The sequence below is a fragment of the Citricoccus sp. SGAir0253 genome, assembly GCF_005877055.1.
Taxonomy (GTDB): Bacteria; Actinomycetota; Actinomycetes; order Actinomycetales; family Micrococcaceae; genus Citricoccus.
Map to the genome: position 1 here is coordinate 1,351,615 of NZ_CP039424.1, position 13,120 is coordinate 1,364,734.

At 74.5% G+C, this 13,120-nt stretch carries 13 protein-coding genes; 9 read left to right on the plus strand and 4 right to left on the minus strand.

The features are described 5' to 3' along the window. Nucleotides 1-65 precede the first annotated feature (65 nt). Complete coding sequence (locus E7744_RS06090; protein ID WP_137773344.1) at nt 66-602, minus strand: DUF488 family protein; 537 nt, start codon at nt 600-602, stop codon at nt 66-68. Between the two features lie 87 nt (nt 603-689). On the opposite strand from E7744_RS06090, the gene E7744_RS06095 reads away from it, so the two are divergent. Next, the gene (locus E7744_RS06095) at nt 690-2,165 is read left to right on the plus strand and encodes a peptide MFS transporter (RefSeq protein WP_137773345.1); all 1,476 of its coding nucleotides are present in this window, start codon (nt 690-692) and stop codon (nt 2,163-2,165) included. A 105-nt stretch (nt 2,166-2,270) separates the two neighbouring features. Here E7744_RS06095 and E7744_RS06100 read toward each other — a convergent pair whose 3' ends face one another. After that, the gene (locus E7744_RS06100; RefSeq protein ID WP_246858579.1) at nt 2,271-3,404 is read right to left on the minus strand and encodes a hypothetical protein; all 1,134 of its coding nucleotides are present in this window, start codon (nt 3,402-3,404) and stop codon (nt 2,271-2,273) included. Nucleotides 3,405-3,557: 153 nt separating this feature from the next. Here E7744_RS06100 and E7744_RS06105 point away from each other — a divergent pair, with 153 nt between their 5' ends. Further along, nucleotides 3,558-4,904 carry an MFS transporter gene (locus tag E7744_RS06105; RefSeq protein ID WP_137773346.1) on the plus strand — a complete coding sequence of 449 codons (1,347 nt, stop codon included), beginning with the start codon at nt 3,558-3,560 and terminating at the stop codon, nt 4,902-4,904. Nucleotides 4,905-4,954: 50 nt separating this feature from the next. Further along, nucleotides 4,955-5,464, plus strand: a complete 510-nt coding sequence (locus E7744_RS06110; protein WP_137773347.1) for a DinB family protein — start codon at nt 4,955-4,957, stop codon at nt 5,462-5,464. Between the two features lie 100 nt (nt 5,465-5,564). Here the strand turns inward: E7744_RS06110 and E7744_RS06115 are convergent, their stop codons facing one another. Beyond that, nucleotides 5,565-7,526 (minus strand): FAD-dependent monooxygenase, encoded by a 1,962-nt coding sequence (locus E7744_RS06115; RefSeq protein ID WP_137773348.1) that lies wholly within the window; start codon nt 7,524-7,526, stop codon nt 5,565-5,567. Between the two features lie 279 nt (nt 7,527-7,805). On the opposite strand from E7744_RS06115, the gene E7744_RS06120 reads away from it, so the two are divergent. The 6 genes from E7744_RS06120 (at nt 7,806) to E7744_RS06145 (ending at nt 12,045) form a co-directional block, all read left to right on the plus strand. After that, entirely contained in the window at nt 7,806-8,798 is a 993-nt protein-coding gene (locus E7744_RS06120; protein ID WP_137773349.1) for a MarR family winged helix-turn-helix transcriptional regulator, read from the plus strand. Between the two features lie 65 nt (nt 8,799-8,863). Then, nucleotides 8,864-9,250: a glycine cleavage system protein GcvH gene (gene gcvH / locus E7744_RS06125; RefSeq protein ID WP_137773350.1), complete on the plus strand. Its 387-nt coding sequence runs from the start codon at nt 8,864-8,866 to the stop codon at nt 9,248-9,250. Between the two features lie 67 nt (nt 9,251-9,317). Next, nucleotides 9,318-9,779 (plus strand): FHA domain-containing protein, encoded by a 462-nt coding sequence (locus E7744_RS06130; protein ID WP_137773351.1) that lies wholly within the window; start codon nt 9,318-9,320, stop codon nt 9,777-9,779. A gap of 130 nt (nt 9,780-9,909) precedes the next feature. Then, nucleotides 9,910-10,596 (plus strand): MerR family transcriptional regulator, encoded by a 687-nt coding sequence (locus tag E7744_RS06135; RefSeq protein ID WP_137774890.1) that lies wholly within the window; start codon nt 9,910-9,912, stop codon nt 10,594-10,596. A 7-nt stretch (nt 10,597-10,603) separates the two neighbouring features. After that, nucleotides 10,604-11,167, plus strand: coding sequence for a bifunctional nuclease family protein (locus tag E7744_RS06140; RefSeq protein ID WP_137773352.1), 564 nt, complete (start codon nt 10,604-10,606; stop codon nt 11,165-11,167). Between the two features lie 275 nt (nt 11,168-11,442). Then, nucleotides 11,443-12,045: a MerR family transcriptional regulator gene (locus E7744_RS06145; RefSeq protein ID WP_137773353.1), complete on the plus strand. Its 603-nt coding sequence runs from the start codon at nt 11,443-11,445 to the stop codon at nt 12,043-12,045. 42 nt (nt 12,046-12,087) lie between these two features. Here E7744_RS06145 and E7744_RS06150 read toward each other — a convergent pair whose 3' ends face one another. Further along, complete coding sequence (locus E7744_RS06150; RefSeq protein WP_137773354.1) at nt 12,088-12,945, minus strand: ParA family protein; 858 nt, start codon at nt 12,943-12,945, stop codon at nt 12,088-12,090. Between the last annotated feature and the right edge of the window lie 175 nt (nt 12,946-13,120).

The following is a 13,120-nucleotide window of genomic DNA, read 5'->3' on the forward strand; positions in this document are numbered from 1 at the left end:
CGGCCCCGCAGGCCGGGCCCCAGGGCTCCCGGCCCCGCCCGGGCCGGCCGGCCCGGCAGGCCGGGTCAGGCCGCCGGGTAGGTGACGCGGCCGCCGTCGGGATCCACCACGGCGCCGGGGGTGAGCTGCGCCGGCGGGGCCGTGCCGACGTCCATGAGGTGCAGTACCTGCTCCCCGGCGGCCAGCAGGTGGTCCGCGATGATCCGCCGATGGCACCGCCACCAGACGGCCTCCGAGCACATCACGGCGAGGCGCCGCTCGGCGCCCCACGACCGCAGCTCGGCGAGCCCGTCCCGGAACTCCGCGGACAGGGCGTGGTCGGCGTAGTTGTGGAAGCTGCGGTTCCGCCAGAGGCCGTTGACCTCGTCCGGGACGTCCCGGTCCCGGGACCGGCGCCCCGCGAGGGCCGGGAGCCGCCGGTAGTCGATGCCCGCCCCGGGCAGGGACTCCCGCAGCGCCTCCTCGTCGAAGTGCGGGTGGCGGCGGGAGCCGGGCAGGCGGCGCACGTCCACCACCAGCCCGACGTCGGCCGAGTCCAGGAGCGCGAGGAACTCCGCCAGGGTGCGGGTCGAGTGACCCACGGTGAGGAAGGGCTGCGTCATGGTCCCGACCCTAGTCCGCGGCCCCTCACGGCGGCGGTGTCCACCTGCTGATTTGCACTTGCGGGTAATGAGGAGCAGGGTATATGGGTGATTTCTCCCACCGCCACCGAGCCCGCCGTCGACGCACGCCGGCCCGCGGGCCCCACCTTCCTCGGCCAGCCCCGGCCGCTCGCCAACCTCTTCAGCGTCGAGCTGTGGGAGCGGTTCTCGTTCTACGGCATGCAGGCGATGCTCGTGTTCTACATGAGCTGGACCGCGGCCCAGGGCGGCCTGGGGATCGACCCCGCCGTGGCCACGGGCGTGGTGGGCGCCTACGGCGGCATGGTCTACGTCTTCAGCATCGTCGGCGGCTGGGTGGCCGACCGCCTCACCGGCTCGGAGCGCGCGATGTTCGGCTCGGCCGTGCTGATCATGCTCGGGCACGTCGCCCTGGCGCTCGTCCCGGCCGTCCCGGGCCTCGTCCTGGGGCTGCTGCTCGTGGCCGTGGGCTCCGGCGGCCTCAAGGCCAACGCCGCGAACCTCGTGGGGCACCTGTACTCCCGCACGGACCCGCGCCGGGACGCCGGGTTCTCGATCTTCTACATGGGCGTGAACATCGGCGCGCTCCTCGGGCCCCTGCTCACCGGCTGGGCCCGGGACACCTGGGGCTTCCACGTGGGCTTCGGCCTGGCCGCCGTGGGCATGGCCATCGGCCTCGCCCAGTACGCGCTGACCCGCCGCAGCCTACCCGCGGACGTCCACGCCGTGCCGGACCCGTTGCCGCGCCAGCAGTACGGGCGCTGGGCCGGGCTCGTGGTCGCCGCGCTCGCGGTCGTCGGCGTCCTGCTGGCCACCGGCTGGGTGAACCCCGGCAACCTCGCGGACGCCGTCGTGCTGCTCTCCGCGGCCGCCGCCGTGGCGATCTTCGCGGTGCTGCTGACCTCGGCCAAGGTCACGGCGGAGGAGCGCAGCCGGGTGCGGGCGTTCATCCCCCTGTTCATCGGCTCCGCCGTGTTCTTCGCCCTGTTCCAGCAGCAGTTCACCGTGATCGCGCTGTACTCGGAGAGCCGGCTGGACCGGAGCCTGTTCGGCTGGGAGATGCCGATGGAGTGGGTCAACTCCATCAACCCGGTCTACATCATCCTCTTCGCCCCGCTCTTCGCCGTGCTGTGGACCCGGCTGGGCCGCCGCCAGCCCACGACCCCCGTGAAGTTCGGCCTCGGCATCGCGGCCATCGGGGCGGCCTTCCTGCTGTTCATCCCGGCCGCCGACGTCGCCTCCGTCCCGCTGTCGTGGCTGGCCCTGATCCTGCTCGTGGCGACCGTGGGCGAGCTGCTCGTCTCCCCGGTCGGGCTGTCCCTGTCCACGAAGCTCGCGCCCACCGCGTTCCCCGTGCTCATGGTGGCCCTGTACAACCTCTCCGTGGCCCTGGGCTCCGCCCTGGCCGGCAGCCTCGCCGGCTCCTACACGCAGGACAACGAGGCCGGGTACTTCGGCGTCCTCGGCGCGGCGACCGTCGGGATCGGCGTCGTGATGCTGCTCATCGCCCGCCCGGTGCACCGGGCCATGCGCGGGGTGCGCTGACCGCCACCGCCACCCGCCCGGCCGGTCCGGGAACGGCGCAGGGGCCCGGGACGATCGTCCCGGGCCCCTGCGCGTGGACGGAGCGGAGAGCACCGCCGGGGAGGGCTACGCCGGCGAGCGGAACGTCGCCGCGATCCGGGCGCCGTCGGGCAGGTCCCCCGAGCGGACGGCCTTGACCGTCCCGCCGGTGCGCAGCACCCGGGCGGCGACCTCGTCCGCCAGCCCGTAGGTCTCGGCGCTGGGCTCGTCCGCCACCGTCACCTCGCCGAACTCGTCGATCGTGCCCTCGCGCTCGGCGGCCAGGTCGAACAGCAGCACGTCCACCTGCCCGGCCGTGGCCGCCTTGGCGATCTCGTGCAGCTTGGCGCTGGCCCGGCCGTGCGCGCGCTGGGTGCCGAAGCGTTCCCGCCACGCGGCCAGCTGGGCGGCGTAGTGGCGATCGAGGACCTCCCGGCCGCGCGCCGCCAGGTCCCTGAGGGACATCGACGCCGGGTTGACGCCCAGGGACTCGTCCACGAGCCGCCGGTACGTGTTGACCTCCCGGTAGGCCGGCTCGAGGTCCGGGCTCGCCGCCAGCACGAGGGGGTGGGCCGAGCCGTTGATGCGCCGCAGCACGGAGTCCTGCACCCGCGAGCAGTAGTCGCGCCGCTGGGCCTTGGGCCGCTGCGCGCCGTCCGCCCGCTGGCGGTCCATCCGTCCCTCGTTGTCCGCCACCTCCAGTTCGAGGCCGAGGTCCTCCGGCAGGTCCGGCAGCTCGATCTCGTGGCACGAGTCGTCCGCCTCGAGGGCGAGCAGGCGCACCGAGCCCTTGGTGAGGGCCAGCACGAAGCCGCTGTGGGCGAAGGTGGTGGACCGGATCAGCGGCCCCGTGTCGAAGCGGTCGCCCACGCTGGCGTGGTCCCTCAGGTGGTTCAGCAGCCGGAAGGCGCGCAATCCCCCGGGCGAGACGAACACGGCGACCGACCGGGCCGGCGTCGACCAGAATCCGCGGTCCTCCTCCAGGGCGGCCACCTCGGCCATGATCCGCTCGCGGTCCTCCGCGGGGACGGTGTCCGGCAGGCGCCCGACCGCGTCGCGGGCGGCCGCGCGCAGGGCCAGCTGGACCTGTTCGGGGTTGCGCCCGATCGGCGCGCGGGCGTCATCGGCCCCGGACGACGCAGCGTACAGCGACACGCTCGCGGCGTGGCGGTGCTGCGTGAGCTCGGCGAAGTCTTCTGCAGTGGGAATGTCGATGCTCATGCGGACACGGTACCCACGCGTGACGGAAATCACACCTGCTGTCCAGCGCCTCGCTCGTGTGGACCGGCCGCCGGTCCCGCCCGCGCGCCTCCCCGCCCGCCGCGGCGACGCCCGCCCGTGCCCTCCCGGACGCGGGAGGCGTACGCTTCCGGCATGGACGCGCGCCCCGTGCGCCCGGCGGCGCAGCGGCACCGCACGTTCGCCGGCATCCTGGCCAACACGCTCCTGGCCAACCTCACGACCAGCTACCTGTGGTTCGCCATCACCTTCTGGATCTACCTCGAGACCCGCAACGTGATCGCCACGGGCGTGGTGGGCGGCGTCTACATGCTGCTGCTGGCCGTCACCGGGATCGGCTTCGGCACCCTCGTGGACCGGTACCGCAAGCTGGCCGTCATGCGCTGGGCCGGCGCCGCCACCCTGGTGATGTTCACCGCGGCCTGGCTGGTGTACCTCTCGGTCCCGGAGCGGTCGCTCAGCGCCCTGGGGCGGCCGTGGTTCTGGGTCCTGGCGCTCGTCGTGCTCCTCGGCGCCACCGTCGAGAACCTGCGCAACATCGCCCTGTCCACCACGGTCACGCTGCTCATCGACCCGGAGCTGCGGGACCGGGCGAACGGCTACGTGGGCATGGTCCAGGGCCTGGCCTTCCTCGTCACCTCCGTCCTGTCCGGGCTGTCGATCGGGCTGCTCGGCCTGGGGCCCACGCTGCTCATCGCCGTCGGGCTCTCGGCCCTCGCCCTCGGCCACCTGGCCGTGCTCCGCATGCCGGAGGAGACGCGCCCTGCGGCCACGGACGCCCACGGCGGGTTCGACCTGCGCGGTGCGTGGACCGCCGTCGCCGCCGTCCCGGGGCTGGCGGCCCTGGTCCTGTTCGCGACCTTCAACAACCTCATCGGCGGCGTGTACCTCGCGCTGATGGACCCGTACGGGCTCGAGCTGTTCCCGGTGGAGCAGTGGGGCCTGTGGCTCGCGCTGGGCTCCACCGGCTTCCTCGTCGGCGGGGCGGTCGTGGGCCGGTTGGGCCTGGGCCCGCGCCCGGTGCGGACCCTGCTCGGCGGGGTGGCCGCCATGGGCGTGGTCGGCGCGCTGTTCACGATCCGCGAGTGGGGCTGGCTGTACGTCCTCGGCATCTGGCTGTACATGGCCCTGGTCCCCGCGGTCGAGGCGGCGGAGCAGACCGTCATCCAGGCGGTCGTGCCCCTGGCGCGGCAGGGCCGCGTCTTCGGCCTCGCCGCCGCCGTGGAGGCTGCGGCGGCCCCCGTGACGGCGTTCATGGTGGCCCCGGCCGCCGAGGCGTGGATCATCCCGTTCGCCCGCAGCCCCGCGGGGGCGGCGGCGCTCGGGCCGCTGCTGGGGCAGGGCAGCGCCCGGGGCATCGCGCTGGTCTTCCTCATCGCGGGGACCGTCATGGCGCTGGCCGCCGTGGCGGCGTGGCGCTCGCCGGCGTACCGCCGGATCTCCACGGCCTGGGCGGTCGCCGGGCCGGTGGCGACCACGTGACGCGGCCGGGAGGCAGACGACCGCCGGCCCCGGGGTCCACACTGGGCACCATGGACGCGCTCGAGATCCTCGCCGACCTGGCCCGGCGGCCCCTGGACCAGCTGGAGGCCTTCCTGGACGGCGTGGGCGAGGACCGGCTCAACGCCCACCCCGGGGGCCACCCGAACTCGATCGGCTGGCTGCTGTGGCACGCGGGCCGGGAGGTCGACGCCCAGGTGGCCGAGCTCGCCGGCGCGGAGGAGACGTGGACGGCGCAGGGCTGGGACCGGCGCTTCGGGCCGGCCCTGGCGGGCGCGGGCTACGGCTACGGCCACTCGGACGCCCAGGCCCGGGCCGTCGTCGTGCGGGACCGGGAGCTCCTCCGCGGGTACCTCGCGGCCGTCACCCGGGCGTCGACGGACTACCTGGCCACGCTCACCGCGGCCGACCTCGCCGAGGTGGTGGACCGGCGCTGGGACCCGCCGGTCACGCGCGGCGTCCGGCTCGTGAGCGTGTTCGCAGACGCCCTGCAGCACATCGGCCAGGCGGCCTACGTGGCCGGGATGCCCGACGCCGGCTGACGGGCGGCCGCACCCCGGTCACCGGCGCCGGTCCCGGAGACGCCGCGGGCCGGCCCGACCCCGAGGGCGGACCGGCCCGGACCGGACGACGGCGGGCGGCTCAGGCCTGCTCGACCATGAACGCGGCGAAGAACGCCGCCAGCTGCTCGTGGGCGTCCAGCGGCATGACCTGGGCGATGTACTGGTCCGGCCGGACCACCACGAGGGCGCCCCGGGTGCGGTCCACCCCGCGCAGGTCGTAGACGTCGGCCGTGGCGTCCAGGCCGGGGACGTTCCCCAGCAGGCGCCCGTTGGTCCGCTCGGCGGAGAAGGCCTTCTCGTAGTCGCGCAGGCCGAACCGGCCCTTGGCCGGGAACAGGAACGGCGGGAGGGCGTTGAGGTCCACCTCGCCGTGCGGCTGCTGCAGCACCACGCGGACGTCGAACACGGCGTCGTCGGGGGCCCCCGCCGGGGTGAAGCGGCGCACGGGGGACTGCGCCGAGTCGTCGAGGAAGGCGAGCAGCCCGCCGAGCGCGGAGCCCTCCGAGGCCCCCGCGGCGTCGGCGAAGGCGTAGAGGCGCCAGCGGCCGTCGGCCTCGTGGACGTGGCCGAGCTGCACCGGCCTGGCGTCGGAGACGCGCACGACCGGGGCGGAGTGGAAGCGCATGCCCACCTCGAAGCCCGGGGCCAGGTCCTGGTGCTCGGTGCCCCCCGTGAGCAGGGACGGGCGGTACACCGTGGACAGGCCCGCGGTGAACCTCCCGCCCGCCACGAAGTGGGCCTCCACGTCCGTGGCGGCCACGCCGCCGGCCTCCGGGCGGTCCGGGTCCGCGACCTTGGAGCCCATCATCCGCGACCAGCGCTTGTCGAAGTCGATGAGGTCCTGGGCGATCGCCTGGCGCTCCTCGGAGTAGGTCGCCAGCAGGGACCGCGGCGAGCGGCCCTGCAGCACGGCGGCCAGCTTCCAGCCGAGGTTGTAGGTGTCCTGCATGGACACGTTCATGCCCTGGCCGGCCTTGGCCGAGTGGGTGTGGCACGCGTCGCCGGCGATGAACACGCGCGGGTCGCGGTCCCCGGCGAGCCCGGCCGGGACGTCGTCGAAGCCGTCCGTGACGCGCTGGCCCACCTCGTACACGCTCCACCAGGCCACGTCCCGGGCGTCCAGGGTGTACGGGTGCAGGGCCTTCTGGGCGGCGGCGAGGATGTCCTCGTAGGTGGTGCGCTCGCGGATGCTGCGGTCGCCCTCGGGGATGTCGCCGAGGTCCACGTAGTAGCGGACCAGGTGGCCGCCCTCGCGCGGGATCTGCAGCAGGGACCCCGTGGCGGACTGGATGACGGCCTTCTTGCGGACGTCCGGGAAGTCGGTCACGGGCAGGATGTCCATGACGCCCCACGCGTGGTTCTGCGCGTCACCGTGCAGGGACCGGCCGATCGAGGTGCGGATGGCCGAGCGGGCGCCGTCGCAGCCCACCACGTAGCGGGCGCGCACGGTGCGGGTGGTCCCGGTGCCCCGGCCGTCCTGGTCCGTCTCCTCGAGGGTCACGGTCACGAGGGCCTCCGGGTCCTCCGGGACCTCGACGCCGAGCGCCTTGTAGCCGTAGTCGACCTCCAGCCGCGAGGCGGACCTGGCGGCCTTCTCCAGGAGCATCTCCTGCATGCGCGCCTGGTTCACGATCACGTGGGGGTACTCGCTCAGGCCGTCGGCCACGTCCTGGACCGTGCCGGTGCGGGCGATGCCGTGGCGGTCCTCGGCCGAGGGCGACCAGAAGGTGGTCTCGTTTACCCAGTAGGCCTCGTCGACCAGGGTGGAGGCCAGGCCGAAGGCATCGAACATCTCCACGGTGCGGCAGGACACGCCGTCCGCCTGGCCGACGGGCAGCGGGCCCTGGCGGCGTTCCACGACGCGGGTGGTGATCTCCGGGAACTCGGCCAGCTGGGCCGCCAGCACGGTCCCCGCGGGGCCGGTGCCCACCACGAGGACGTCCACCTCCTCGGGGAGCGGACCCTGGCCGCCCTCCCGGCCGGGCGCGGCGGGGGAGATGGTCGGGTCGCCGTAGCGGTAGCCGTCGAGGTGGTATTGCATGGGGCTCCTTGTCGGTGGGCCGGCGCGGGGGCACGCGCGCGGTGGACGGTGGGGCGGGGGCGCCCGAGGCATCGTCCGTGTACTGAGTAGTTCGACGGCGATCATAACGCACTCGCGTGACTGGAGCCACAGTATGCTGGGACTCGGCGCGGACGGACCCCGGCATCCCGCGGTCCAGCGGACCGGTCCCGCCGGGCCCTCCGGAGGGGGCGGGGTCTTCCGCGTACGCATCAGGATCGAGAGCAGGCCGAGGGCCGACGGAGAGCAGGAGGACCCGCCATGGAGGGACGGCACGACGCCGGCGACGCGCCGGGCGCCGCGACCGCGGCTCCGGCCGGCGGCCGCGCCCCCGGGCCGACCGCCGGCGCGGCGCCGGCCCCGGCCTCCGCTCCGGCTCCCGGCCCGGGGGTGGCGACGCGGCCCCTCGTCGGGCACCTGCTGCGCCGCTGCCACCAGGTGCACAACGTCCTGTGGGCGCAGGAGGTGGGCGGGGTGCTCACCTCGCCGCAGTTCTCGGTGCTCTCCGCGCTCGCCGGCGCCGAGGAGGGACTGGACCAGCACGCGCTCGGCGCGCTCGCCGGACTGGACCGGTCCACCACGGCCGGGGTGGTGCGGCGGCTGCAGGCCCAGGGCTGGCTGCGCCGCGACCGCGACCCGCGGGACGGCCGGCGCCAGGTGATCACGATCACCACCGCCTCGCGCGTCGCCCTGTCCGGGCTGGCCGGCGCCGTGGGGCGGGTCCAGGAGCGGTTCCTGGCCCCCCTGACCGCCGCGGAGCGGGGGTGGTTCACGGACCGGCTCGCCCTGCTCGCCGACCCCACCCGCGCCGACCCGGACCGCCGGCCCGGGCACCTGGTCCGCCGGGCCCAGCAGCGGCACGCGGCGCTGTGGGCGGAGGAACTGGGCGGCGTGCTCACGGGACCCCAGTTCGCGGTGCTGGACGTGCTGCGCCGGGACGGGGCGCAGGGGCAGGGTCCGCTCGCGGAGGCCTCGGCCGTGGACCGCTCCAGCGCCTCGGACGTGCTGGCCCGCCTCGAGGCCCGAGGGTGGACGCGGCGGACCCCGGACCCGGCGGACCGGCGCACCCGGCGCGTGGCCCTCACCCCGGCCGGGGAGGACCTCCTGCGGGAGGTGGGCCCCGGCGTGCTGCGGGTCCAGCGCCGGATCCTCGAGCCGGTCGACGCGGCCGACCGGGACCGGCTCGAGGGGCTGCTGGCCACCGTGTCTGAAGGGGTCCGGGTCACATTGGCGCACGGCACCGGCGGCCAGTAGTGTCGTCCGTGTACCGCATGGACCCCGCCAGGGAGGTCCGGCACCCCGACCGTCTGGAGGAGATCATGAGCAACATTCCCGAGGGACTTCGCTACAGCGCCGAGCACGAGTGGGTGTCCGGTCCTGACGCGGAGGGCGTCGTGCGCGTGGGCATCACCGACTTCGCCCAGGACGCCCTCGGCGACGTCGTCTACGTGGACCTGCCCGAGGTCGGCACCGAGGTCGAGGCCGAGACCACCGTGGGCGAGGTCGAGTCCACCAAGTCGGTCAGCGACCTGTTCGCCCCCGTCACCGGCACCGTCACGGCCCGCAACGAGGAGCTCGACGCCGACCCCGCCAAGGTCAACGCCGATCCCTACGGCGACGGCTGGCTCATGGAGATCTCCCTCAAGGACGCCGCCCAGGTGGAGTCCCTGCTCGATGCGGACGGCTACCGCCAGCAGGTAGGCTAGTCAGGTCACGGATCACCACGACCGTCCGGCACCTCCGGTGCCGGACGGGCATATCCCCGGAGGAGCAATGGCACAGGACGGTACCCAGCATCCGGACGCCCGGCACCGGGGGACCGAGCCCGAGGCGCAGACCACCAGCATCGGCCTGCCCGACCTGGGCGGACCCACGCACCGCTCCCTGGACGACGACGACCGCGCGGCGATCAACGCCCTGCCGGCCGGCTCGGCCCTGCTCGTGGCGCACGCGGGCCCGAACCAGGGGGCGCGGTTCCTCCTCGACGAGGACGTGACCACGGTCGGGCGGCACCCGAACGCGGACATCTTCCTCGACGACGTGACCGTCTCGCGCAAGCACGCCGAGTTCCGCCGCTCGGGCGAGGGCTTCGTGGTGGTCGACTCGGGGTCCCTGAACGGGACCTACGTCAACCACGACCGGGTCGACTCCGTGGCCCTGCGCTCGGGGATGGAAGTGCAGATCGGCAAGTTCCGGCTCACCTTCTACGCCGGGACCCGCCAGCCGGCCGGCTGATCCGGTCCCGTCGTGCCCCGAGGCCCGGCCGCTCGACCATAGCCATGAAGGAAGACCCGAGGAACCCGTGACAGCTGCAGCATCCCGCCGCACCCTCTCCGCCGCACCGTCCCGCTCCAGCCGGGCGGTGATGAACATCGGCGAGGTGCTCGGTGAGCTCAAGGGCGACTTCCCACAGGTCAGTGCCTCGAAGATCCGCTTCCTCGAGGAGAAGGGCCTGGTCACGCCCCGCCGCACCGCGGCCGGCTACCGCAAGTACACGGACGCGGACGTGGACCGCCTGCGGTTCATCCTGGCCCTGCAGCGCGACCAGTACCTGCCGCTGAAGGTCATCAAGGACTACCTGGACGCGGTGGACCGCGGCGAGCACCCCGAGTCCCTGCCGGGCGGGCTCACCCTGGCCCCGCGCTCGGTGTCCGACCAGCTCGCGCAGGAACTCGCGGGGCACACCCGCGCGCTGACGCGGGCCGAGCTGCAGGGCGTGTCGGGTGCGGGGGCGGAGCTGCTGGACTCCCTCGAGCAGTACGGGATGATCGCCGCCGACGAGGACGGGCGCTACGACGAGTACTCGCTCAAGGCCGCCCGCTCCGCCGTCGTCCTGGCCTCCCACGGCCTCGAGCCCCGGCACCTGCGCCCGTTCCGCGCCGCGGCCGACCGGGAGCTGGGCCTCATTGAACGGGTCACCGCCCCGCTGTCCAGCCGGCGGGACGCGGCGGCGGGCGCCCGCGCGGCCGAGACCGCCCGCGAGATCAGCGAGGCCTGCCTGGGCCTGCACAGCGCCCTCGTGGGCGCCGGCGTGGCGGAGATGGACACGTGAGGCGGCCATGAGCCTTCCGGACGTGGAGATGACCGTGCTGGGCGTCCGGGTGGAGCTGCCCGGAAACCAGCCGCTGGTCCTGCTGCAGGACCCCGGGACCGGGACGCTCGTGCCCATCTGGGTCGGGGCCCCGGAGGCCAGTGCGATCGCCCTGTGGCAACAGGGCATCACCCCGCCGCGCCCCATGACCCACGACCTCCTGGTGGAGGTCATCGCGGCCGTGGGCACCACCCTCGAGGCGGTGCGCATCAGCTCGGTGGAGGATGCCGTGTTCCATGCCGAGCTGGTGCTGGGCAACGGCGCCCGGGTGGACTCCCGGGCCTCGGACGCGATCGCCTGCGCGCTGCGGGCCGGCGTGCCCGTGCTGTGCGCCGCCGAGGTGCTGCAGGAGGCCGGCGTGGACCCGGACCTCGCGGTCGAGGAGGACGAGTCCGGGGAGGACGCCGGGGGCGAGTCGGCCACGGGCGTGCCCGGCCCGGCGGAGCGTGACGCGGAACTCAACCGCTTCCGCGAGTTCCTGGACTCCGTGGATCCGGAGGACTTCGCGGACGGCGGTCCCGAGCAGTCCTGACGGGGGAGCGGGGCCCCCGGCTGGCCCGCCGGCGTCGTCGGTGCCGTCCCGGTGGCCGGCCCCCGGGGTGCGACACGCGCCCCCTCGAAGGCGCCCGGGTCTTTGACCCCGGCCCCCGACGGGCATACCGTCGTCAGCAGAGGTTCCACAGTGCCCGCCGGTCCATGCGCACCGGCTGGTGGTCCGGCCGGGGACGATGCCCCGGTCGCCCCGCCAGTCCCGACCGCCGGGCGTCTTCCGTTCCCCCGCGTGGAGCCTAGACCAGGAGGGTTTCAGTGAGTCCGAAGGGCGAGGCCGGGCAGTCCCCGGCCGTGACGCACGACGTGTCCCGGCGCACCGCGCAGGGCATGCTGTTCACCGAGGACCTGCCCGTGCTGGACGAGGGCGCGGGATACCGGGGGCCCACCGCGTGCAAGGCCGCGGGCATCACCTACCGCCAGCTCGACTACTGGGCCCGCACCGGCCTCGTGGTCCCCACCGTCCGCGGGGCTAGTGGCTCCGGGACCCAGCGCCTCTACTCCTTCCGGGACATCCTCGTGCTCAAGGTCGTCAAGCGCCTGCTGGACACGGGGGTCTCCCTCCAGCAGATCCGCTCGGCCGTGGAGCACCTGCGCGAGCGCGGGGTGGACGACCTGGCGCAGATCACCCTCATGAGCGACGGCGCGAGCGTGTACGAGTGCATGTCCGCCGACGAGGTGATCGACCTGGTCCAGGGCGGCCAGGGCGTCTTCGGCATCGCCGTGGGCCGGGTCTGGCGCGAGGTCGAGGGTTCCCTGGCGCAGCTGCCGTCCGAGCGGCTGCACGGGGCCGAGGTCCACGCCGGGTATCCCGGGGACGAGCTCTCCGAGCGCCGGGCCCGGCGGCGGTCCGCCTCCTAGGCCTCCCGGCCCTCCACGGCGTCCCCGGGGTACGGGCCCCGGTCAGTGCCGGCGCTGGCTGCGCCGGTCCTTCAGTGGGCGGTGCACCGCCGCGAGCAGCTCGTCGAAGAGCGCCGCGGACCGTGCCGCCGTCTCCCCGGGCCATGCGTGGACCGGCCAGGCCGCCCCCTGGATCTGCTGCCAGTTGCCCTGCTCCGGGATGGCCACCGGCAGCAGCCGGTCGCCGTACATGCGGTCCATCTCCCCGAGGCGGAACTGGTGCTCCGTGCTGGCGGGACGGACGCGGTTGGCCACCACGCCGGTGGAGCGCACCCCTTGGGCGTACTCGCGGCGGAACAGGTCCAGGGCGCGCAGGGTGCGCTCGGTGCCCGCCACGGAGAACAGGCTGGGCTCGGCCACCAGGAGCACGTCGGTCGAGGCGGCCCAGGCCATCCGCGTGACGCCGTTGAGCGCCGGCGGGCAGTCCACGAGCACGAGCGCGTAGCGGGTCACCGACTCCAGCAGCTGGGACAGCCGGCGCAGCTCGCGCGGGCGGGTCGTGGGACGCTCGAAGAGGGAGGTGCGGGAGGAGCCCCGGGCGACGTCCAGCGCACGGGGCGCGCTGCCCACGCCGCCGGTCCCGGCGTCCGCCTCGGCCGTCCCGCCCGGGCGGGTGTCCGGCCAGCCGGAGGGGACCACGTGCTCGGCCAGGCTCACGCGCCGGGGGTGGGACAGGAGCGTGCCCACGTCCTCCGTGCCGACGTCCTGGCGGACCCCGAGGCCCGTGGTGGCATCCGCGTGCGGGTCCATGTCCACCACGAGGGTGGGGATGCCCCGTGCCTGCGCCGCCGAGGCCAGTCCGAGGGTGACCGAGGTCTTGCCGACGCCGCCCTTGAGGCTGGAGATGGAGATGATCTGCACGGAGCTGGAATCCTGACTGTCTCGGACATTCGGTGGGGCGCACGGCCGCAGTCCATCCTAGTGGTCGTGACGCTGTGAGACGGATCACGTGGTTCCGCCCCCGGTCGTGTGCCAAACTGGCCCGTGATGCAAGCCACAACGCCGTGGCTCCACCGTGCGCTGATCGCGCCTGACC